The following is a 21,720-nucleotide window of genomic DNA, read 5'->3' on the forward strand; positions in this document are numbered from 1 at the left end:
CATGGCACGAGGTCGCCCCAAGGGATCGAGGAACAAGCCGAAGGTCATTCCTGCGAACACCAATGCGTCGCCGCCGGCGCCTGCGAACCACAACCAGCTCACGGACGAGCAGCAGCAGGCGCTCTTCGAGCAGCACAAGAAGAAATACGAGCACTTCCTCGCGCTGAAGAAGAAGGCCGACGCGGACCTCAGGAACGCCTGCAAGCTCGCGAAATCCGAGCTGGGCGACGGCGCGGTGGATTCCATCAAGGACGCCATCGAGCTGGAGACGGAGGAGGGCGAGGCCCGCTTCAAGGCGCGGGTTGAACGCCAGATCCGTGTCGCCCGCTGGCTGGGGCTCGATGTGGGGACCCAGGGCGAGCTTTTCGGCGCGGACCGCACGCCGGGCGATGACCGCGCCTTCGGCGAGGGGAAGCGCGCCGGCATGGCCGGCAAGGAGCGCCGGGCGCCCTATGACGCCGCGACCTCTCAGTTCCGCAAGTGGCTGGAGGGCTACGACGCTGGGCAAGAGGTGAACCGCTCCCTGCTGCAGGACAGCCTCAAGCCGCTGAGCCCGAAGACGGCGCCGGACGACGCCGATCCGTTCGACGACGCCCTGGAGGGCGCTGAAGTCGCCGGGAGCGTCTGACATGCGCATCGCCGGCCTTGATATCGCGACCAACACCGGCGTGGGTCTCATCCTCGGAGAGGAGGTCCGCGCCCTGAGCTTTCGCCCGAGGGAGAAGCGGCCGTTCGGCCTCGGCCCCGGAGAGGTGGACTTCGCCTATGAGGGCCGGCTGGCGCGCGAGTTCCGGGACTGGCTGCGGCCGCTGCTGGTTGCCGAGGCCATTGAGGCGGTGGGGATCGAGAAACCGCTCCCCCCGAACGTCACCTATCGCAAGCCCATCGTGGATCGGAACACCGAGTGGGCCGGCACCGCGATCCGCTACGAGGAGAAGGGCGGCACCACCATGGCCACCATCTTCCGCATCTACAGCTTCGTGGCAGAGGCGTGCGAGCTGTGCGCCCGCCTCAACATCCCCGTGCACGTCTTCTCGCAGGACGCCTGGCGCAAGAGCTTCCTCGGCTTCTCCAAGGCGCCGAAGGGCACCACGGACGGCTCCGCGTGGCTCAAGGCCCAGGCGAAGGCCCAGTGCGGCCGGATCGGGGTGGCGGTGAAGAACGCCGATGCCGCCGACGCGGTGGGTGTCGTTTGGCACCTGCGTGGCATCGTGGAGCCGATGAAGCACGGGCTCTTCGCGGCGGCTGAATGATCGGGCCATGGCCACAGAGCTGGAGCGGCTGCGGGAGGAGAACGATCTCCTCCGGCTGAGGGTCGAGGAGCTGGAAGGCATCCTGCTGCGGCCTGTGCTGCCCCGATCCCTGAAGCTGACCAAACGAGAGGGCGAAATTCTAGCTGTGCTGCTTGCGCGACCGCTTTCCAGCCGGAGCGACCTGATGACGGCGCTGTACAGCCTTGAGGCGGGCGATCCGCCGGATGACCAGATCATCGCGATTTTCATCGTGAAGCTTCGGAAGAAGCTCGGCCGGTTCGGCATCACGATCCAGACGCAGTGGGGACAGGGCTGGTTCCTGACCAACGAGGACAAGGCAAAGGTGAGGGCGTTGTCATGAGGGAAGACGACTCCGACCACATCGCCGGCGAGCTGACGAAGCGCATCGAGCAGGTGCTCGACACCTATGCGCCCGGCTGGGTCGAGCACCGCGGCAAGGCCTACCTGACCTCGAAGGGGCCGAAGAACCTGGGCAGCTTCCAGGTGAACCTCCAGGGCCAGCACCGGGGGCAGTTCTACCGCTTCTCCCAGCAGATCGGCGGCGGGCCGATCAAGCTGCTCGCCTACCTAATGAACGGGACCGTCGGCGAGCCCGGCCGGGAGGACTTCCGCCGCGCCTTCGAGGAGGCGCGCGCTTTCCTCGGCATCCGGGGGCAGGTGAACCACGAGGCGGTGGCCCGTGCTCGCCAGCAGAGCGAGGAGCGCCGGGCGGAGGCGGTTCGCAAGGAAGAGCAGCGCCGCGCCCGCCGCGCCGACACCGCCGGCGAGATGTGGACCCAGTGCGTGCCCATCGCCGGCACGCTGGCGGAGCGCTACCTGCACGGCCGCGGCATCCCCACGCCGCCAGTGGGCTGGCCGGACGTGCTCGGCTTCCATGCCGGGCTCCAGTACGAGCTCGAGGCGCAGTGGCAGGACGGGCGTAAGGTCCGGGACGGTCGCGTGTTCCCGTGTCTCGTGGCCCGGGTGCAGGACATGGCGGGCGACACCATCGCGGTGTGGCGCATCTTCCTCAACCCTGAGACCGCAGGGAAGGCGCCCGTCGAGAATCCGAAGGTGGGCTTCGGCCCGGCGCGGGGCGGCGCGGTGCGCATCGGCGGGCTCGCCGAGATGATCGGGGGCGGGGAGGGGCTGGAAACCGCCCTGGCCGCCTGGAGCCTGGAAGGCTACCGGCACCCCGTGTGGGCGATGCTCTCCACCTCCGGGATGATGACGTTCGAGCCGCCGATCGAGGTGCAGCGCCTGCGGCTCTATCCCGATGGCGACCTTCCGCGCCGGCTGGATGATGGCTCCATCGGCGCGGCGCCCGGCATCGCCGCGGCGTGGAAGCTACGGGACCGGCTCGCGCCGGCGGGGATCCCGACGGTGATCAACACGCCGCCGTTCAATAGCGACTTCCTGGACGTGTGGAACGCGGTGCGGGGGGTGATGTGAAAAGCTTAGATGTCACCTCGAATTATTGTGTCAATTCGCTTCTCAATTTCAGTGAGGAGGCGTTGATCTTCAATATTTCTTTTTCTCATAAACTGGAAAAATTCCTCCATGGCAGCCTCTGGGTCGGTCTCGACTATTCTATATGTGAGATCATACATGCAGTTGATCAGCTTTTTACACACTTCTCCATCGCAGTCTGGGACCACCTGTTCGATGATGCGTTCGATGAGCGGGGCTCCAGGCTCCACTTTGAAACGCTTTGCAATTTCCGCTGGAATGTCTCCTGGGCTTTCAAAGTCCTGCAGCAGCCCGTGTGTCATTCCCGCGAGCGTAAGCGCTCTGTCGTCTGCTGGTATTCTTGCCCGTATGTGATCTCGTTCCTTAATAAGGTGGGGAAGCGCGGTTACATTGAGCTGCTTAAGCGCCATTCGCCAAGCAAGAAGTGCGGCGAGCGCAGCGATTGCTGCGCCGATAACGGTTGCTGCCGGCCCGGCGAAGTCTTTCAAGGTGGAATAATCCATAGCAAATATTATCCTACGCGGGCCGTAGCGATTGTCGAGGGCGGTTGCAGCGTTGCGCCGCGAGCCTGGGGAAATGTCCCAGAAAATGGCAGCCCAGAACCGTCAATCAGTGGCCATGGCGAGTGGACAGCGGCGTGAAACGTGAGCTTCCACACAACCTCGCAGCCGAACGCGCGGTCCTGGGCGCCTGCCTCAAGAGCGACACGGCCTTCTGGGGCGTCGCGGATCGGCTGCGCGCCGACCAGTTCTTCCACCCTCTGCACCAGCAGGTGTTCTCCGTGATCCGGGACATCTGCACCGAGGGCCGGCTGTCCCTGTCTCTCGTCGCCTCCCGCCTGCCTGCGGAGGACGAGGAGGGCCGGTCCATGATGAGCTACCTCGCGGTGCTCCTGAAGGACGCGGAGGACGTGGGCTCGGTCGAAGACTTCGTGCCCGACATCGCCGAGGCGGCGGCGCGCCGGCAGCTCATCCACCTCGCCGAGAGCGTGCTCAAGGGGGTGAAGGCCGGCGAGAAGGGGGCGATGGACCTCGCGTCCGAGGCGAGCGCGGCCATCCTCGATGTGATGCAGGTGGCGAGCCCGAAGCGCCCCCAGCGGATCGGCGACCTCGCCCAGAGCGTCGCCGGCGCCTCCCGCATGGCCAACGAGCGCGACGTGATGCCCGGCTTCGGCACGGGCATTCCGAGCCTGGACGAAATCGTAGGCCGCCTGCTCGCCGGCGACCTGATCTTCCTCGTGGGCTCGCAGGGCGACGGCAAGTCGGCTCTCGCCATGCAGGTGGGGATGCACGTCGCCATGTCCCGCCCGGTCCTCCTCTGCCAGATGGAGATGACCGCGGAGCAGGTGGCCGCCCGGGAGCTTGCCGCCGCGTCCGGTATCACGGTGGGCGATATTCAGGAGGGGGCGTTCGATTTCGCCCAGCGCGACGCCATGCTCCAGGCGCAGCAGTGGCTCGCCGGCCCGGACATGATGGTGCTGGACGATTCCCGCATGACCATCCGCCAGATCCGGGCCCACTGCATCGCCCTCAGGCGGACCCGCGGGCTTGGCATGCTCATTATTGACCAGCTCGACAAGATCAAGTCGGAGGGCCGGCACAAGGACCGCTTCGAGCGCCTGGCGGAGATCACCGGCGACCTGAAGGTCCTGGCGAAGGATCTCATGGTGCCCGTCCTGGTGCTCGCCCAGCGCACCCGAGGCGCCCAGCGGCGGGACGATCCCACGCCGCAGATCAACGATGCCGACGCCCCTTCCATCGAGCGGGACGGAGACATCGTGCTCGCCGTCTGGCGCAAGGAGAGCTGGCTGCGCCAGAACCGCCCGCACAAGGACGCTGGCGCCGAGAAGCACGGCAACTGGGAGACCCAGCTCGCCCTCTGCGCCGGCAAGGCCCAGGTGATCTCGCTCAAGCACAGACGCCGCAAGCCGTTTGAGGAGCGAACGCTGAAATGGATCGGCAAGCTCACCCGCTTCGAGGAGCTGACATGACCCGCGCAGAGAAGCTCATTGCTGCCGCCCGCCTCGCCCGCGCCCGCAAGGGCTATGAACGCTCGCTCGCCCATGACCGGGAGCGGGAGCACGCGCGCGCCATGATGTACGGCGCCCAGGACTGGGACGCTGGCCGGGATACCGAGTGGGCGCGGGCCTTCGTCGCCCAGCGCGCCAAAGTGGAGGGCGCCGAGACCGCCAAGCGGAAGGCCGGCGACCCCCTCAACCTCACGGGACACACCAAGACGGCCAAGCCGAGCAAGGTGGAGCGGAAGGCCCGGGCGAAGGCCGCACCGAAGCAGGAGATGGTGGTGGATGGTGACGGCATCCTGCGGAAGGTTGAAGTGCGCGGTATGCCTTTGCGCTCCGGCCTAGAGGAGCAGCAGCGCCGAGCAGTGGAGGACTTCTCGCGCGATTGGGAGATGGCCCTTCGGTCTATGCGCTGCCGCGGCTTCGAGCCGGTCGTTGCGGGTAAACCCGTCTTCGAGCACCTGCATCGCGTGCAGGCCCAGGACCGGCTCCGAAACCTTGAGGAGCAGCTCGGGTCCCGTGACTGGACGGTCCTGGTGGCGATGGTGGTCTACGGCGTCGGGACGGCGGAAGCCCACCGGAGAGGTGCTCCCCAGCACGTCATCGTCTCCGCCGAGATCAAGCGCATACTCAACCGCGTGGCGGCCTTCTACAGCCCTGGTGTGCGCCACCGGGATGCGCTCCTCGAAGCCTGCTCGGCTGTGATCTCGGAAATGGAACGCCAGTTGAATTGACGCCAGATTACTTCGCCGGACTATTTTTCGGAGCTTCTTCCCTCTTCCGTTCCGTCGCTTCGGCAACGCCTTCATCGTAGCCGTGCTGGTATTCCGTCTTACCAGCCGGAATTGCGTGTGAAGGGATGCCAGGATTTATTCCCGGAGAAATTGTGTGAAAGCCATCAAGAAAGCCATCGGTGAAACTCTTCTTCGGGTTTGCAGGAACTCGTTTTTTTGCCATGGGGGAATCACGAGCCTCTCGGTTGTGCCTGGGGCTTGCCTCATATGGGACTTCGATGCTGCTAAGGCAAAGTGGTGGAGCTGCCCGCCCGCAAATAATTGACTGAGGACTCGGTTCGTGATTCGTTCTCTTTATCGACCACGAATCGCTCTTGCGTCGACCTCCGGGACGGACCAGACGCATAGCCCCGCCGCCGAGTTTGCTCCCTCTTTCGCGGCGGCGGGGCTCCTCAGAACACGAGGGAGATGATCGCTCCAGCTCCCGCGAAGAGCGCAGCTAGCGCGGCAAAGCGCGACTGCATCCTGATCGCTTTGATGACGGCCGGCACACCGGCATTGCCCACCCCCATGAACATCTTCGTCGGAACGTCGGGGATGTGCCAAAACGCGCCAAGCAGGCCGCAAACTGCGGCGGTAACGGAGCATAGGCCAGAAGCGATTTGCGCGATGGTCACGGTTCCCTCCAGCACGGCGTGAGCTACGCGAAGAAATCAAACGGATTTCAAATAATCAAATGGCTGCTCCCCGCGGAGGTAAGCGCCCCGGTGCGGGTCGGCCGAAAGGCTGCAAAACCAAGCGCCGGCGGGAAGTCGCGCAGCGCGCGGTCGCAGAGGGCATCACGCCCATCGAGGTCATGCTGCTGGCCATGCGGGAGGCGGCAGAGCGGAATGAAATGGCCGAAGCCGCGAAGTTCGCGCAGATGGCCGCGCCCTACATCCATCCCCGGCTCCAGGCGATCCAGCACACCGGCCGCGAGGGCGGCCCCATCGAGGTGGCGGACATGAGCCGCAACGACCTCGCCCGGCGCATCCTGCACATGCTGAGGCCTGAGAAGACCTGAGCTTCCGAGCATCCAACGCGTTCCCGCCCGCCTTGTGCGGGCTTTTTTGTGCCCACAGCAACCAGCACCAAGCGAGGGTCAAATGGCCTACGACGATTATCTCTCCCAGCACGGGCGCAAGTTCGGCATCACCCGCTCCAACCCCACGCGGGTGGTGCTCGATGGTGCCGTCCAGCCGCTCGCCGGCACCGATCCGGTGGCCTTGCCCACCTTCACCGTCGCCACGGCGCCGGCGGCCGCCAGCTTCGCGGCCTCCCTGATCTACGTCAGCGACGGCGCCGCCGGCTCTCCCATCGTCGCCTACTCGGACGGGGCGAACTGGAAGCGGGTGGACACCGGCGCCACCATCGCGGCGGCCTGACCATGACGGTGATCGCCTATCGAGCTGGCGTGATGGCGGCCGACCGCGCCATCACCTCCACCCAAGGCATGCTGGCCGGCGGGGTCGCCAAGATCACGCGCACCTCCGCCGGCTGGCTCGTCGGGGCGTGCGGGCACCTCTCGGCCATGGCGGGCGTCCGCGAGTGGGCGGAGGCCATGCTGCACATGGGCGACGCGTTCGTGCCGCCGCAGGGCAACCTCACCGACATGGACGCGATCTTCGTCTCGCCAACGGGCCGGGTGCACTATTTCGACGGCCACGGCTTCCCGGTTGAGGTGACCGGAGAATATTTCGCCATCGGCGGGGGCGAGCCCTACGCCATGGGCGCCATGGCCGTCGGCGCCGATGCCATCCAGGCGGTGCAGGCAGCGTGCATGCTTGGTGCGGGGCTCGGCGGCGGCATCGACGTGGTGAGGCTCACGGGTGGCTGACCTCGCCGAGGTGAGGCAGATGCTCGACGGGCTCCCGCCCCAGGAGCTCGCCCGCCTCCAGGCACAGGTGCGCGCCGCGGTGCCGGACCTGTGGGTGCCGAACTTCGGGCCGCAGCTCGCCGCCCAGAACAGCCCGGCGGACGAGCTGTTCTATGGCGGCGCCGCAGGCGGGGGGAAGAGCGACCTCCTGCTGGGCCTCGCCCTGACCCAGCACGAGCGATCCATCATCTATCGCCGCCAGTACACGGACCTGGGCGCACTCGTGGACCGCTCCGGCCAGATAGTCGGCCACACCAACGGGCTCAACCGCTCACCGCCGCCCATCTTCCGCCTGCCCGAGCGCATCGTGCAGTTCGCGGCCATGGCGCGCGAAGAGGACAAGCAGGCGTTCAAAGGCCGGCCCTTCGACCTGATCGGCTTCGACGAACTGCCCGACTTCACGGAGAGCCAGTACACCTTTGTGACCGGCTGGAACCGCACCTCCAAGGTGGGCCAGCGCTGCCGCGTCGTCTCCGCGGGCAATCCGCCCACCACGGTGGAGGGCTACTGGATCATCCGCCGGTGGGGGCCGTGGCTCGATCCGCGCCACCCGCGCCCCGCCAGGCCCGGCGAGCTGCGCTGGTACGCCATCATCGACGGCGAGGACACGGAGGTCTGGGGGCCGGGCCCGGTCTACCACCCGAAGACGGGACAGCCTGTCATCAACCCTGCGACGGGCGAGCCGGTGCTGGCGCGGTCCCGCACCTTCATCCGCTCCGGGGTGGCCGACAACCCGGACATGATCGACGCGGGCTATCAGAACACGCTCGCCGCCATGCCGGAGCCCTACCGCTCCGCCTATCTCGAAGGCCGTTTCGACGTCTCCCTGAAGGACGACGAGAACCAGGTGATCCCCACGCGCTGGGTCATGGAGGCGCAGCAGCGGTGGACGCCGGACACCCCGTTCGGGCTGATCCCCATGACGGTGATCGCCTGCGATCCCAACGGCGGCGGGCGGGACCGCTGCATCCTCGCGCCCCGGTATGGCGGCTACTACCAGCCGCTGGTGGAGGTGAAGGGCATCCGGGTGGATGACGCATCGGCGGTGGTGCGCGAGGTGGCGGCCGTGATGCGCGACCGCTGCCCCGTCGTGATGGACATGGGCGGCGGCTACGGCGGCCTGCCCACCAACATGCTCAAGAGCAACGGCTTCACCGTCGTGGGTTTCAACGGCTCGGCCCCGAGCACTGCTCGCACCAAGGACGCCGCGAACCTCGCCTTCTTCAACAAGCGCGCCGAAGCCATCTGGCGGCTGCGCGAGGCGCTCGATCCAGCCCAGCCCGGCGGCTCCCATGTGGTGCTCCCGCCGGACGATGAGCTTCGGGCCGACCTCTGCGCCGCGCGGTTCGAGCTGACGCGCTCCGGCATCAAGGTGGAGCCGAAGGAGGACATCAAGGAGCGCATCGGCCGCTCGCCGGACAAGGGCGACGCCGTCGTCATGGCCTGGTCCGAGGGCGAGCGTGCCAGCGCCGAGGCCGTCGCCGCCCGCAACCGGGAATGGGGCATCACGCCCCGCGGGCAGGAGACCACCGCCAACCGGGGCTATGCCCACATCAAGAGGAAACACGGCTGATGGCCCGCTATTGCTTCGACACCAAGGTGCCTGATCCGCCGCCGCCCCAGCGCATGCCGGACAGCGAGGATCCCTCCATCGTCGAGGCGCGCCGGCGCCGGGTGCAGGACACCCTCGCCACCTCGTCCAGCAAGCGCTCGAAGACGCTGTCGGAGGGCACCATCGCCACGCCCGGCACCGGCCCCTACACCGCCACCAAGGCGTCGGGCACCTCCTGATGAGCCTGCTCGCCAAAGCACCGGGACCGCAGGACGGCAGCATCCTGCGCTTTGACCCGGCCTATTGGCAGATCGACTTCAACATCCAGTGCGCCGCCTCGCTGGTGACCGCCGGCGACCGGGCGCTGGAGCTCTCCTGCACCTTCAGGACTGATAAGGACCTGGTCGGCCTGATCTGGCACAGCGTGGACGCGGAGAGCCATCAGCTCTATCGCTACGCTACGGACACCGACTATCGCGGCTGCGTCCTCAGGTTCGATTTCCGGCTCACCAACCTCCTGCCGCTCGATCACGACCGTGGGCTGGTGCTCACCGCCATCGAGAACAACGAGGCGGAGACGCCCTATTACGTCCGCCTGGAGAACTATCGGATCGCCGGCACGCCCATGAATGGGCGCGTGCTTCTCGACTTCTCGGCCGTGCAGGGTGGCTTCAACCTTCCCGCGGAGGCGGTGACGATCCCCTGGCACAACATCAAGCGGTTCTTCATCGGCGTGATTCCATCGGCCTATGTGCCGTTGGAGGACAGCGCGGCGCGGCTCCCCATCGAGGAGGTGGAGGCGACGCTGGAGCTCTACAACATCTTCTGCACCGGCTCCCGGACCAGCCTCAGCGTGTGCACCGCGCCCCAGCCGGCCCATGGCCTGCGCATCGCCGACGGTCTCGACGACGCCTATCACCTGACCCCGCAGCGGATCGTGGATGGCGTCCGGCGGCTCGGCTACCGCGGCTGGTATGTCCTCTACCTCGGCATCACCCACATGCATCAGGTGAGCTGGGACGCGGGAGAGGGGCGGTTCATCGTCGATCCGCGCAAGCCCGTGCTCAACGCGCCCACCCGGGCGTGGCTCACCGACCTGTTCATGCGGCTCGCTGGCACCGGCTTCCGCATCGTGGTCTCGCTCTCCTACGAGGTTCTGAAGAGCGTGTGCCCCTCGGCCTGGATGCAGCGGGCGTGGAACGATGCGCCGGCCCAGACCGGCTGGGAGCCGCCCTCGACGCTGATCGCGCCCACGAACACCGCGGGCCTCGACTATCTCACCGCCATCTTCGGCTGGTGCATGGACACGCTGAAGGCCATGGGCGCGCCCCTGTTCTTCCAGGTGGGCGAGCCCTGGTGGTGGGACGGGACCTATACCGACGGCTCGCCCTGCATTTACGACGCCGGCACGCGGGCGCTCTTCACCACCGAGACCGGGTTCGCGGTGCCGACGCCCTTCCTCCAGTCCTCCTTCGATCCCGTCGGGCCGCACGGTCCCTATCTTTCGTGGCTCCGGGACAAGCTCGGCGCCTCGACGCTTTACCTAAGGGACCACGTGAAGGCGGCGCACCCCGACGCCACGAGCCTGATCCTGATCTTCACCCCGCAGGTGCTGAACCCGGCCGCGCCCATCCTCGAGGTGCTGAACTTCCCCTATCGCGCGTGGCGCTCGCCGGCCTGGGACATCGTCCAGCTCGAGGATTACGACTGGGTCATCCCCGGCGAGTGGACGCTCCATTCCGGCACGCTCGCCGCGGGAATGGGCAAGCTCGGCTATGACCTCGACCGGCTCCACTTCTTCGGCGGCTTCAACCTCCTGGCCGACACCGCCGACACCATCTGGCCTCGCATTGACCAGGCGCTGAACGACGGATTCCAGTGGGGCGTGGCCGAGACCTATGTGTGGGCTCGGCCGCAGGTGTGGCGGGATGGCTTCCTGTGGCAGGCGTCCGCCGAGACCGAGGCCTGCACCTGCGGCTGCGCGGACTATGAGGGCGGACCCATCCGCTCCGGCGGCTTCTCCTTCATTCCGGCGCCGGGCACCGGCGGCAATCCCGTCCCGCCCTATGAGGACCCCGGCGACTTCGACGATATCCGCAAGCCGCCGTCCGACCTCCAGATGGTGGGCAACAGCTTCGGCGACGTGCGCTTCTCCTGGAGCCCGAACGGCGAGGATCCCGGCGAGGTGAGCTACACGCTCACGATCTATGATCCCTCCACCGGCGCGGCCGTGCGCACAGTGGAGATCGCCACGCCGACCGTGGTCGAGGGGCGGGTGCGGTTCGATTACCCCGTTGAGCTGTCCGCCGACGACTTCGGCTTCGCCCCCACATTCCTTGTCTGGCGGGTCGCCACCAACGGCGAGGCGGCCGCCGGCCTTTCGGGGGCGGTGCCCATCGACAACGCGGCCATCGTGAAGCGCGCGGTGATGTTCTGCGGGCAATCGAACGCCCTCGGCCACTTCACCACGCTCTCGGGCGCCACGCTGGCGCAGGGCTCGGCAGCGGCGTTCCGGCGGGCGCTGGCCGAAGCGTTGGGCCTGAGCCATGTGGAGGTGATCCCGGTGCAGGCGGCGTGGGGCTCCTCCGCGGCGGATCGCTGGGCGGACGACAATCCCTCCTCCGGGACGAACTATTGGTGGGACCTCGACGCCGGCATCAGCGGCCCGCGCCTGTCGCAGGCCATCGCCATCGGCGCGGGGCTCGGCGTGCCCGTCTCCGCGATCATCTGGGCGCAGGGCGAGAACGACGCCTCCGCCACCTCAGAGTTCGAGACCACGCGCCATTCGGACGCAACGCGCTTCCGCACCGCCATGGAGCGGATTTTCTCGGACCTCAGGGCGGGCCTCGGCAACGCAGCGCTGCCGATCTGGATCCAGACGCTGGGCCGCGCCTTCTATGGGGCCGGCGAGCCGCCGCCGGAGCCCATCGGCGCCACCTATAAGGCCTATCGCGACGTCCAGCTTGCCGTCGCCGCCGCGGACGCGAACATCCGGATCGGCTCCTGGGTGCCCGGAGCCGAGGACTGGGAGAACTATGTGGTGGAGATGCCCGGCCCCGGCCGCATCCACTATCTCGCGCCGGTCTACCAGACGACGGCAGCCGAACTGGCGGAGGCAGTGGCGGAAATGCTGGATCGCGCCGGCGCGCCGCCCGCCTGGACGCTGATGGAGCCGCCGACGGGCATCGGCGCCGCGCGCGAGGCGAACGACGACATCACGGTGAGCTGGGACGGAGACCCGGGGGAGGGCTTCGCCGTCATCAACATCTCCGTCACCACCGGGGCGCGCCTTTCCTACACCGAGGTCACCGGGCCCGCCCTCACCTTCTCGCAGGCCGACCAGCAGGCGGCCTATGGCCAGCTGGCCGGCTATGTCGCGGTCTACGTGATGCGCCGCTCCGGCGGCGTGGTGGGCCCCTCCACATATTCCGTGATCGAGGTGCCGGCATGAGGCAGCGCTGGAAAGACGAACGCACCCCTTCAGACAAGGCGAAGGTGGTGATCGAGCTTGGCGACCGCCTGTTCTCCAACCGCGCCACCATGGAAAGCCTGTGGCAGCAGATCGCGGACCAGTTCTATCCGGAGCGGGCGGAGTTCACGCTCCAGCGCACGCCGGGCGCCGAGTTCGCCGACCACCTCATGACCTCCTATCCGGTGAAGCTGCGGGAGGAGCTGGCGTCCTCGATCCAGGCGATGCTCCGCCCGCCGGGCCAGAAGTGGTTCGGCATGTCCTCCGGCCGGGAAGAGATCGATCAGGACGATTCCGCCGCCCCCTGGCTGGAGCGCAACAGCCTGCGGCTGTGGCGGGCGCTGGAAGACCCCAAGGCGCTGTTCATGCGCGCCACCACGGCGGCGGACCACGACTTCGTGGCGTTCGGGAACGCGGTTCTCACCGTGGAGCGCCATCCCACGGGCGTCGGGTTCCTGCTCCAGAACTGGCACCTGAGGGATGTGGCCTGGGCGGAGAACGCCCTGCGCGAGGTGGACACGGTGGCGCGCCGCTTCAAGGGCACGGCGCGCGGCCTCTTGCAGGAGTTCGGCCGGCAGAACGTCTGCGACAAGGTCGCGGAGATGATGGAGAAGAACCCCTACGGCGACGTGCCGTGCTTCTCCGTCGTGGTGCCGGTGGAGGTGTGGGACTACGCCTATACCGGGGAGAGCGAGAACGCGAAGGCGCGTCGCCGCGAGGCGTTCCCCTTCATGCAGATCGTGGTGGACAAGGCCCACGAGCACGTCATGCGGGAGACCCCGCTGCGCATCAATCCCTATGTGATCGTGCGGTGGCGGCTTTCGACCCTGTCCCCGTATGCCTTCGCGCCGCCGACCATCATCGGCCTGCCGGACGCTCGGCTTCTCCAGCGCATGACGCTTTCCATGCTGGAATCGGCGGAGAAGGGCGTGGACCCGCCGCTGATCGCCCGCGGGGAGAAGCTGAGGGGCGGGGTCAACGTCTATGCCGGCGGCGTCACCTATGTGGACCCGGACTACGACGACCGGACCGGCAAGGTGGTGGAGGCGCTGTTCGAGACCCAGGCGTTCGAGCCGGCCAAGGAATTCTACGACCGCCACATGGCGATGATGAAGGACCTCTTCTACCTCAACAAGCTGACGCTGCCCGAGTTCAAGGACATGACGGCGTTCGAGGTGCAGAAGCGGATGGAGGAGTTCGCTCGCGCCGCGACGCCGCTCTTCGGCCCGCTGGAGGCCGAGTACAACGGGCGGGTGCTGGAGAAGTCCATCGCCATCGGCTTCCAGACCGATCTCTTCGGGCCGCGCGAGGAAATCCCGGCGGTCCTGCGCGGGCGGGAGCTGGCCTTCACCTACAAGTCCCCCCTGCGGCAGGCGGCGGAAGAGGTGAAGGCGCAGCAGCTCGGCACTGGCCTCCAGCTCATGCAGGGCGCGGCGGCGTTCGACCCGACCGTTCCGCAGAACGTGGATCTCAACAAAGCCACCCGCGAATCACTGCGCGGCCTCGGCTGGCCGTCCGGCTGGATCAAGCCGGAGGATCAGGTGCAGCAGGAGCGCGAGGCGCAGGCCAAGCAGCAGCAGGCCGAAGCGGCCATGCAGCAGGTGCAGCAGGGCGGCGAGGCCGCCGGCGCGGTGGCCGGCGCCGCGAAGGACGCCGCCGCCGCCGGCATCAACATCCCGAGCCTGCTTCAGGGCCTCGGCGGAGCCGCAGCATGAAGAAGCCGACCCCTGATCCCGCCGGCGAGCGCGTCGTTGCGCCGAAGGCCAAGCGCTTCACCCTGCGCGCCGATGCCCCGCACCTGCCTGCGGCGTTCTCCGTCGCCGAGCACGCCGCCGTCCAGGCGCTGGCCGCCGGCATGGCGAGCGCGGATCAGCAGCAGCTCGCCCTCGACTGGATCATCCACAAGGCCTGCCGGACCTATGACCTGTCCTTCCGCTGGCCTGACGATCCAACGGGCCTCGGCATGGCCTTCGCCCAGGGGCGGACCTTCGCCGGCCAGCAAATCGTCCGAATGCTCAACACCCGCCTCGTGCTGAAGACGAGGCCCGCCACAGAGGAACCGAAATGAGCGATCAGCAGCAGGCCCCGGCACAGCAGCAGGGCAACGACGCGCCGGCCGCCGCCGCGCAGCAGCAGGCCGCGGCCCAGCAGCAGGACGGCGCCAAGCCCGCCGGGAAGACCATCGGCGAGGGCGGCGCGCCCCCGGCGCAGCAGGATGCCGGCAAGGGCGCCCCCGCCGCCGACTGGGCCACCCTGCGCTCGAACTGGGCCAGCGGCGACGAGGCCACCTCCAAGGTCCTGGACCGCTATTCCGACGGCAAGGCCTTCGTGAAGGCGCACAAGGAGCTGGTGGACAAGCTCGCCTCCGGGGAGCTGAAGGCCTCCAGGAAGCTGCCGGAGAACCCCACGCCGGAGCAGGTCGCCGAATATCGCAAGGCCAACGGGGTGCCCGATAAGGCCGACGGCTACGATATCCAGTTCCCGGTCGGCTTCACGCCGGACGAATCCACCAAGGCGACGCTGGAGGCCTACCGGGCCTTTGCCCACGAGCACAACATCCCGGCCAACCTCGTGAAGGGCCAGGTGAACTGGTATCTCGCCGCCCAGCAGGAGGCCGTGGAGAAGCGGGCAGAACAGGACGGCAAGGACCAGAGCGACGGCGCCGAGCTGCTGCGCAAGGACTGGGGCCACGAGTTCAACCGCAACATCCAGACGGTGCAGGCCCTGTTCGAGGGCAACGAGGAGCTGTTCGGCGCCATCATGGGCGCGCGCGGCGCGGACGGGAAGAAGCTCGGCAACAACCCGGATGTCCTGCGCTTCCTGGTGAACATCGGCGTCAATGCGAACCCCTCGATCCGCGAATATGCCGGTGACGGCTCCGTCACGCCGGCGAGCGCCGCGGAGCGCATCCGGGAAATCGAAAATCTGCGGACCTCGGACTGGTCGAAGTACCGGTCTCCCGCCATTCAGGACGAGTATTCGCGCCTGTTGTCCTACATGGAGGCGCGGGGCGAGAAGGTTGCGTGATGATTCTTGAGTGAATCATCAATATCCGTTAGACAGAGTTCGCACTTCGTTCCCGATCGGGGCCACCCCGGCACTGCCGGCCGCCTGAGACGGAACACCCGCACAAGAGCGGCAGCGGCGCCAGCCGGCCACCCCGCGTCGAGCGGCTGAACCCCGACATCGTCAGATCTGGAGAACAGTCATGGCCGATACGGCTCCCATGACCGTTTACCGCCGCGAGTGGACGAAGGTGTTCGAGCAGCGCAATGCGCTGCTGCGCGACACCTGCATCACCGAAGGCATGATCGCCGGCAACCAGGTGGTGTTCCCCCTGGGCGGCTCCGGCGGCGCCTCGGCGACCACGCGCGGCATGAACGGTCGCATTCCGGCCCGCAAGAATAACGTCCAGCAGATCACCGCTCCGCTGGTCGAGGCCCACGACAAGGTGGAGCAGACCCGCTTCAACTTCTTCATCGCCCAGGCCGACATGCGCCAGCTCCAGCAGGTGGAGTCGGTGGGCGTCATCAACCGCGAGATCGACGACATCATCATCGCCGAGCTCCAGCAGGGCACCCAGGACACCGGGGCTGCCAAGAAGGCGAACCTCAGCAACACGCTGCGGGCGCGCACCATCCTGCTGAACAACAAGATCGATCTGGATGGCAACATCCACTTCGTCATCTCGCCGGCCTATGAGGCCTACATGCTCCAGGTGCCGGAGTTCGCGTCGTCGCTCTACCGCGGCGCCACCCCGCTCACCGCCGGCGGGGCCTCACCGCAGGAGGGCAACCGCTACATGTACGCGGGCCTGAAGTGGATCGTGCACAACCGCCTTCCGGGCGTCGGCACGGCCAACGAGACCTGCTTCATGTACCACAAGAACGCCCTCGGCCATGCCATCGACACGGCCGGGATGAGCACGGCCGCCGGCTACAACGAGGAAGACGACTTCTACTTCTTCCGAGCCTCCGTGTTCCACGGTGCGAAGCTGCTGCAGAACAGCGCTCTCGTGCTGGTGGCCCACGACGGCTCCGAATACGTGGCGGAGTGAGCTCATGGCCTACAACCGGGACAATCTCGTCACCGTCTCCTTCGAGCCCCTCGGCGGCGACTTCAAGATGTGGCGCTACGCCAGCACGGACGCGACCGCGACCGTCGCCGGCGCCGGCTACATCTCGGATGCGCTGAAGATGGGCATGAAGGTGGGCGACATCGTCATCGTGTCGAAGACCGACACCAACGCCATCACCTTCCATCGCGTGACCGCGGTGGCGGGCTCGGGCGCCACCCTCTCGGCCGGCCTGTCGATCACCTGACGGCCTGACCATCGCTGAAACACACGCCCCGCCGGGCCCTCTCGGCGGGGCTTTTCTTTGGAGCCCAGCATGTACAAGCCGTTCGTGAACGACCTGAAGGAGACGCCCTTCGCCTGCGTCTCCTACACCATCAAGGTGCCGGCGGGCGTCCATATCGACGATCTGTCGAACCCCTCCTGGTGGAGCCACATCCGCGCGCTGCTGAAGCCCGGCGACCTGGTGAACGTGTTCGCGCTGGACCAGTCGCTGGACGTGGAGCTGCGGGTGCTCGCCGTGGAGGTCGCCGGCCCCAAGCTGCGGGTGCTGCGCGCCTATGCCGATGCTGTCGCCATGGAGCGGCTGGTGGAGCAGCGTGAGGCCTCCGCCGAGGCGCTCGCCCAGCGGCCGGCCTTCTTCGCCAAGTGGCAGGGTCCGACCGCCAAGTGGTGCGTGATCCGCACCGAGACGCTGGAGGTGGTCATGCGCGAGCTGGCCGGCCGCGAGGATGCCGAGGCCGAGGTGGCGCGCCTCAGCGCCGCCCAGACCATGGCGGTGGTGGCCTGACATGGGCTCCGTGCTGTCGATCTACAACAGCGCGCTGACCGAGCTGGGCCAGCGCACGCTCGCCGACATGCAGGACACCGGCGGCGGGGAGGCAAAGCGCCTCCTCGACCGGAACTGGTGCGACGTGCGGGACCGGTGCCTTGAGGCCGGCTCCTGGTCCTTCGCCCTGCGCGCCGTGATGATCGACCCGGAAGAGGGGTTCACCCCCGCTTTCGGCTATGACCATGCCTTCTCCAAGCCCTGCGACTGGAAGCGCACGCACGTGATCGCCGCCAGTGAGCAAATGCGCGCCGGCCTCGTGCCCTTCCTCGACCAGGGCGGGCACTGGTACGCGAACATCAGCCCGCTCTATGTGCGCTATGTCTCCTGCCACGATCAGTTCGGCGGGGACGTGGGGCAGTGGTCCGCCCACTTCGCGCACGCCATGAGCCTGATGCTCGCCGCCAAGATCGCCCCCAAGGCCATCGGCAGCAAGGAAGCGGCGGTCACGCTGGAGAAGGCGGCCGACAAGGCCCTGGTGGAGGCGCTGGCGCTCGATGCCGGCAACCTCGGCTCCCAGCCGCTCCCCACGTCCTCCTGGGTGAACAGCCGGCGTGGACGCTGGCCCAATGCGTACGGCTCCGCGAGGTCCTGATGGCGACGCTGCGTCCCGAAGTGGTCACCTTCAACAGGGGCGAGGTGGCGAAGACGGCGCTCGCCCGCGTCGATCTCGCCCAGATGCGCCTCGCCGCCGAACTCCAGCGCAACTTCGTGCCCAAGACCTATGGGCCGATGCTCATGCGTCCGGCGCTGGAATATCTGGAGCCCATCGCCGAGCATGGTGCGCGCTCCAAAATGGTCCCCTTCGTGTTCAGCATGGAGGACATGGCGCTGGTGGAGTTCTGCCGGCTGGGCATGCGCTTCTGGCGGCAGCGTGACGGCGTGACGGTGGGCGAGCACCCAGGCAACCTCATCGAGCGCCTGGAACCGATCCAGCGGGGTGACGCCGGCGCCGCCTTCGTCAACGGCAACTGGCTCAACGGCCTCACCGGCTGGTCCACGTGGGTGTCGGGAAACCCTGCGGACGCGCCGGCACCGGAGGAGGATAACGGCGCCTCCTTCGATATCGGCGACCTCTCCGACTGGCTGAACAACCTGCTGAATGGGCTGGGCGCGGCGCAGACGGGCGGCGGTTCCTCGGGCAGCACCATCACGCCTATCTATCCCACGGCGGTGGCCGACGGCCGCGGCCTCGTCCTGAATGTGATCCCCCGGGGCGGATCGGTGCGGGTGTGGCAGACCATCCCCATCGGCGCCGGCCGCGCCGCGGTGGGCGTGCGCATCGACGTGACCCGGGGGCCGGTCATCTTCCGGGTGAACACGCCGTCCGGGCCTGCCGTCTTCGATACCGAACTCGACACCGGCTACCACTCCATCGTGCTCCCGCCGGACCTCGGGGACTACACGTTCGAGTTCGAGAGCCGGCTCCAGCGGGAGATCATCGTCAAGTCCATCGCCTTCGAGCCGGCCGGGCCGCTGCTTCTGCCCTACTATGCCGATGGCGGGTACAACGCGGACTATTACGCGGGCGACTTCGCCAACCTGAAGCGGCTGCGCTGGTACCAGTCGGGCGACCAGATGTTCATGGCGCGGGAGAAGCGCGCGCCGAGCATCCTGGAGCGCCGCTCACCGGTCTCCTTCTCCCATGTGATCTACCGGCCGGAGGACGGGCCGTTCTCGGCCGACGTGACAGTGAAGCAGGTGAAGCTCCGGGTCGATGTGACCGAGGGCAACGGCCACATCTTCGCGGACCGCCCCTTCTTCCGGGCCGGGCACCTCAACGCCCTCTTCGAGGTGTTCAACCAGAACTACAACCAGACCTTCACCCTCGGGGCCTCGAACGCCTACACGGACCCCATGCGCGTGACGGGGACGTGCTTCATCCAGAACGATCAGCTCTTCTCCGAGCGCTGGATCGTGACGAACTACCAAGGGTTCTACGACGGTTCCGCCTACCACATGGTGTCCCGGGACGATCCGGACGGGGGCTACAAGATCAAGGGCGACCCCTACGCTGCGAATATGGGGCGCAACACCTTCACGAAGAACAACGCCTCGATCAACAAGAGCGAGAAGACCACCGACTTCATCACCGACAACAACGCTATCAATTTCCACAAGTTCGGCTTCCGGGACGGCACCTATCGGTCGGGTTCCCTCACCGTGAACCAGCAATACCCCTGGGGCGGCGGCAAGGGCCGGTGCCGGATCACGCGGGTGATCTCCTCCACGGAGTGCGAGATCGAGGTGCTCAAGCCCTTCTACAACTCCACCTTCTCGGACTACTGGAAGGAGGGGGAATGGTCGGATTACCGCGGCTGGCCGACGGCGGTGGGCATCACGGAAAGCCGGCTGTTCTGGGCCAAGAGTGACCAGATGTACGGCTCGGTGTCGGACAATTATGTCTCCCACGACATCGAGGCGAACGACAGCGGCGACGCGGCGGCCATCTCGCGCTCGGTCTCCACCACCGGCACCGTCGATAATATCCGCTTCATCCTGCCCATGTCCCGCCTGGTGGTGGGCACCGAGGGGAGCGTCTCGTCCATCCGCTCGTCCTCCTTCGATGAGCCCCTCACCGGCGCCGCCTTCACGCCGCGGCCGGCGACCACGCACGGCACGTCGCCGGATGTGCAGCCCTGCCGCCTCGACGCGCGGGCGATCTACGTGCACCGCTCCGAGACCAGGCTGATGGAGTTCAGCTACAGCCCGCAGGTGCAGGATTATCAGGCCCGCGACCTGAACCTGCTCAACGACGAAATCCTGGAGGGCGTGGACGCCATCGCCATCCAGCGCCAGCCCGACACGCGGGTGCACGCCATCCGTCCGGACGGGACGGTGGCCATGTTCATGACCGACTTCCTCGAGGAGGTGGACTGCTGGTCCACCGTGGAGACGGATGGGGTCATCGAGGACGTGGCGGTGCTCCCCGCCAAGGGCGAGGACGCGGTCTATTACATCGTCCGGCGCACCACGGCCGACGGCACGCGCCGCTATCTGGAGAAGTGGGCGCGGGAGAAGGAGGGCAGGGGCGGCCTTGTCGGCGGCGACTGCTTTGTCCGCAGCCCGTCCACGCCCGACGCCTTCGGCCACCTTGAAGGCCGGCAGGTGGTGGCGCTGCGCGGGGACGAGGTGCTCGCCGACGGCAGCGAGTACAAGCCCTATGGGACCATCAGCAACGGCCGCCTCGTGCTGGACGGCGCGGCGGTGGTGGTTTCGGCGGACCTGAAGGTCGGGCTTCCCTACCGCGCCCGGTACAAGTCGCCGAAGCTCGCCTATGGCGGGAGGATCGGAACGGCGCTGCTCCAGAAGAAGGCGGTGAAGTCGTTCGGCTTCGCGCTCGCCCATGCGCATCGCAAGGCTTTGCGTTACGGGCCGGACTTCGGCCTCATGGACCCCATGCCCACCATCGAGGGCGATGAGGTCCAGGCGGAGGATGCCGTCTACACCGTCTACGACGCGCCCATGGGCATGTGGGGAGGTGGCTTCGACACGGATTCCCGCATCTGCCTCGAATGCGCCGCGCCCTATTCGGCCGCGGTGCTGGGCACCATCTTCGGGATCACCACCAATGAATCCTGAAATCCGCTCCCTGCTGCCGGAGGACCTTCCCCGGCACTGCGGCCGCGCCGCCGGCGATCGCACCGTGGGCCTGATCGGTTTCGTGGACGGGCGCTTTGTCGCCGCCGGCGGCCTCGATTACTGCGAAAGCGGCGAGGTCATTGCATGGTGCAAGGTCACGCGCGAGGCGCGCCACCATCGCGTCGCCTTCTGGCGGGAGTGCCGCCGGGTGCTTGAGGTGGCGCGGGCCGCCGGGCACGAGCGCGTCCTCGCCGTCGCCTCGCCGATCATCCCGACCGCGCCTGCCTTCCTCGCCCGCCTGGGGTTCCGGGAGGTGGGGACCCGCTTCGGCATGCGCCTCTTCGCCTGGGAGCCCTGACGATGTTCGCGCCCTTGATCGGCCTCCTCGGATCGGCGGTCTCTGCCGTCGGCACCATCGCCGCCGGCAATGCCCAGGCGGGGGCGGCCGAGTACCAGAAGAAGCAGGACCTCATCAACGCGAGCCAGGAGCAGGCTGCGGCCCAGCGCAAGGCCGAGGGCGAGCGGATCAAGACGAACCGCTTCATCTCCTCGCAGAAGGCGGCGGCCGGGCTCTCCGGCGGGACCACGGCCGATCCCTCTACGCTGAACCAGATCGGCGCCGCGCAGCAGGAGGGCTCGCTGCGGGACCAGTTCACCCTTTACGAAGGCCAGGAGAAGAAGCGCCAATGGCTGACGCAGGCGCAGGCGGAAGACATCCAGGCCAAGAACGCGAAGCAGGCCGGGATGCTCGGCGCCGCAGGAACGATCATCGGCGGGCTCGGGGGCGCCGCCAAGTCCTGGTCCACGGCCTACGGGTGACG

At 67.5% G+C, this 21,720-nt stretch carries 24 protein-coding genes; 22 read left to right on the forward strand and 2 right to left on the reverse strand.

What is annotated here, in order from left to right; genetic code table 11:
* Position 1 precedes the first annotated feature (1 nt).
* From XAN126_RS26240 to XAN126_RS27110, 4 genes are read left to right on the forward strand one after another with little or no spacing between them, the layout of a single operon-like run.
* The gene (locus XAN126_RS26240) at positions 2-628 is read left to right on the forward strand and encodes a hypothetical protein (protein ID WP_024278615.1); all 627 of its coding nucleotides are present in this window, start codon (positions 2-4) and stop codon (positions 626-628) included.
* 1 nt (position 629) lies between these two features.
* Positions 630-1,253: a hypothetical protein gene (locus tag XAN126_RS0110825; protein WP_024278616.1), complete on the forward strand. Its 624-nt coding sequence runs from the start codon at positions 630-632 to the stop codon at positions 1,251-1,253.
* 7 nt (positions 1,254-1,260) lie between these two features.
* Positions 1,261-1,614: a helix-turn-helix domain-containing protein gene (locus XAN126_RS0110830; RefSeq protein ID WP_024278617.1), complete on the forward strand. Its 354-nt coding sequence runs from the start codon at positions 1,261-1,263 to the stop codon at positions 1,612-1,614.
* Complete coding sequence (locus tag XAN126_RS27110) at positions 1,611-2,705, forward strand: toprim domain-containing protein (protein WP_024278618.1); 1,095 nt, start codon at positions 1,611-1,613, stop codon at positions 2,703-2,705. Before XAN126_RS0110830 ends, XAN126_RS27110 begins: the two co-directional genes overlap by 4 nt.
* A gap of 5 nt (positions 2,706-2,710) precedes the next feature.
* On the opposite strand, the gene XAN126_RS28285 is transcribed toward XAN126_RS27110, so the two are convergent.
* Positions 2,711-3,226 (reverse strand): hypothetical protein, encoded by a 516-nt coding sequence (locus tag XAN126_RS28285; RefSeq protein ID WP_155982281.1) that lies wholly within the window; start codon positions 3,224-3,226, stop codon positions 2,711-2,713.
* A gap of 134 nt (positions 3,227-3,360) precedes the next feature.
* On the opposite strand from XAN126_RS28285, the gene XAN126_RS0110840 reads away from it, so the two are divergent.
* Together XAN126_RS0110840 and XAN126_RS0110845 are read left to right on the forward strand one after the other, a co-directional pair.
* Positions 3,361-4,713: a DnaB-like helicase C-terminal domain-containing protein gene (locus XAN126_RS0110840; protein WP_155982282.1), complete on the forward strand. Its 1,353-nt coding sequence runs from the start codon at positions 3,361-3,363 to the stop codon at positions 4,711-4,713.
* The gene (locus tag XAN126_RS0110845; RefSeq protein WP_024278620.1) at positions 4,710-5,477 is read left to right on the forward strand and encodes a hypothetical protein; all 768 of its coding nucleotides are present in this window, start codon (positions 4,710-4,712) and stop codon (positions 5,475-5,477) included. Before XAN126_RS0110840 ends, XAN126_RS0110845 begins: the two co-directional genes overlap by 4 nt.
* A gap of 452 nt (positions 5,478-5,929) precedes the next feature.
* Here the strand turns inward: XAN126_RS0110845 and XAN126_RS0110850 are convergent, their stop codons facing one another.
* Positions 5,930-6,154 carry a hypothetical protein gene (locus XAN126_RS0110850; RefSeq protein ID WP_024278621.1) on the reverse strand — a complete coding sequence of 75 codons (225 nt, stop codon included), beginning with the start codon at positions 6,152-6,154 and terminating at the stop codon, positions 5,930-5,932.
* 59 nt (positions 6,155-6,213) lie between these two features.
* Here XAN126_RS0110850 and XAN126_RS0110855 point away from each other — a divergent pair, with 59 nt between their 5' ends.
* The 16 genes from XAN126_RS0110855 (at position 6,214) to XAN126_RS0110930 (ending at position 21,718) form a co-directional block, all read left to right on the forward strand.
* On the forward strand, positions 6,214-6,540 hold the full coding sequence (locus tag XAN126_RS0110855; RefSeq protein WP_024278622.1) for a hypothetical protein: 327 nt from the start codon (positions 6,214-6,216) through the stop codon (positions 6,538-6,540).
* An 82-nt stretch (positions 6,541-6,622) separates the two neighbouring features.
* Positions 6,623-6,901 (forward strand): hypothetical protein, encoded by a 279-nt coding sequence (locus XAN126_RS0110860; protein WP_024278623.1) that lies wholly within the window; start codon positions 6,623-6,625, stop codon positions 6,899-6,901.
* A gap of 2 nt (positions 6,902-6,903) precedes the next feature.
* Positions 6,904-7,353 (forward strand): hypothetical protein, encoded by a 450-nt coding sequence (locus tag XAN126_RS0110865; protein WP_024278624.1) that lies wholly within the window; start codon positions 6,904-6,906, stop codon positions 7,351-7,353.
* Positions 7,346-8,965: a hypothetical protein gene (locus XAN126_RS0110870; RefSeq protein ID WP_024278625.1), complete on the forward strand. Its 1,620-nt coding sequence runs from the start codon at positions 7,346-7,348 to the stop codon at positions 8,963-8,965. Before XAN126_RS0110865 ends, XAN126_RS0110870 begins: the two co-directional genes overlap by 8 nt.
* The gene (locus XAN126_RS0110875) at positions 8,965-9,183 is read left to right on the forward strand and encodes a hypothetical protein (protein ID WP_024278626.1); all 219 of its coding nucleotides are present in this window, start codon (positions 8,965-8,967) and stop codon (positions 9,181-9,183) included. The genes XAN126_RS0110870 and XAN126_RS0110875 overlap by 1 nt, the downstream gene beginning before the upstream one ends.
* Complete coding sequence (locus tag XAN126_RS27115) at positions 9,183-12,395, forward strand: sialate O-acetylesterase (RefSeq protein WP_024278627.1); 3,213 nt, start codon at positions 9,183-9,185, stop codon at positions 12,393-12,395. Before XAN126_RS0110875 ends, XAN126_RS27115 begins: the two co-directional genes overlap by 1 nt.
* A complete protein-coding gene (locus XAN126_RS0110885) occupies positions 12,392-14,128 on the forward strand; it encodes a portal protein (protein WP_024278628.1) in 1,737 nt (578 codons plus the stop codon). Before XAN126_RS27115 ends, XAN126_RS0110885 begins: the two co-directional genes overlap by 4 nt.
* Positions 14,125-14,481 carry a hypothetical protein gene (locus tag XAN126_RS0110890; RefSeq protein ID WP_024278629.1) on the forward strand — a complete coding sequence of 119 codons (357 nt, stop codon included), beginning with the start codon at positions 14,125-14,127 and terminating at the stop codon, positions 14,479-14,481. The genes XAN126_RS0110885 and XAN126_RS0110890 overlap by 4 nt, the downstream gene beginning before the upstream one ends.
* A complete protein-coding gene (locus tag XAN126_RS0110895; protein ID WP_024278630.1) occupies positions 14,478-15,440 on the forward strand; it encodes a hypothetical protein in 963 nt (320 codons plus the stop codon). The genes XAN126_RS0110890 and XAN126_RS0110895 overlap by 4 nt, the downstream gene beginning before the upstream one ends.
* A 181-nt stretch (positions 15,441-15,621) precedes the next feature.
* Entirely contained in the window at positions 15,622-16,470 is an 849-nt protein-coding gene (locus tag XAN126_RS0110900; RefSeq protein ID WP_024278631.1) for a phage capsid protein, read from the forward strand.
* Between the two features lie 4 nt (positions 16,471-16,474).
* Complete coding sequence (locus tag XAN126_RS0110905; RefSeq protein WP_024278632.1) at positions 16,475-16,735, forward strand: hypothetical protein; 261 nt, start codon at positions 16,475-16,477, stop codon at positions 16,733-16,735.
* Between the two features lie 69 nt (positions 16,736-16,804).
* Positions 16,805-17,278 carry a hypothetical protein gene (locus XAN126_RS0110910; protein ID WP_024278633.1) on the forward strand — a complete coding sequence of 158 codons (474 nt, stop codon included), beginning with the start codon at positions 16,805-16,807 and terminating at the stop codon, positions 17,276-17,278.
* Position 17,279: 1 nt separating this feature from the next.
* Complete coding sequence (locus XAN126_RS0110915; RefSeq protein ID WP_024278634.1) at positions 17,280-17,912, forward strand: hypothetical protein; 633 nt, start codon at positions 17,280-17,282, stop codon at positions 17,910-17,912.
* Positions 17,912-20,899 carry a hypothetical protein gene (locus tag XAN126_RS0110920; protein ID WP_024278635.1) on the forward strand — a complete coding sequence of 996 codons (2,988 nt, stop codon included), beginning with the start codon at positions 17,912-17,914 and terminating at the stop codon, positions 20,897-20,899. Before XAN126_RS0110915 ends, XAN126_RS0110920 begins: the two co-directional genes overlap by 1 nt.
* Complete coding sequence (locus XAN126_RS0110925; RefSeq protein WP_024278636.1) at positions 20,889-21,257, forward strand: hypothetical protein; 369 nt, start codon at positions 20,889-20,891, stop codon at positions 21,255-21,257. Before XAN126_RS0110920 ends, XAN126_RS0110925 begins: the two co-directional genes overlap by 11 nt.
* Positions 21,258-21,259: 2 nt before the next feature.
* Positions 21,260-21,718 (forward strand): hypothetical protein, encoded by a 459-nt coding sequence (locus tag XAN126_RS0110930; RefSeq protein ID WP_024278637.1) that lies wholly within the window; start codon positions 21,260-21,262, stop codon positions 21,716-21,718.
* Positions 21,719-21,720: the final 2 nt, after the last annotated feature.

The organism is Xanthobacter sp. 126, from assembly GCF_000526175.1.
GTDB classification, from domain to species: domain Bacteria; phylum Pseudomonadota; class Alphaproteobacteria; order Rhizobiales; family Xanthobacteraceae; genus Xanthobacter; species Xanthobacter aminoxidans.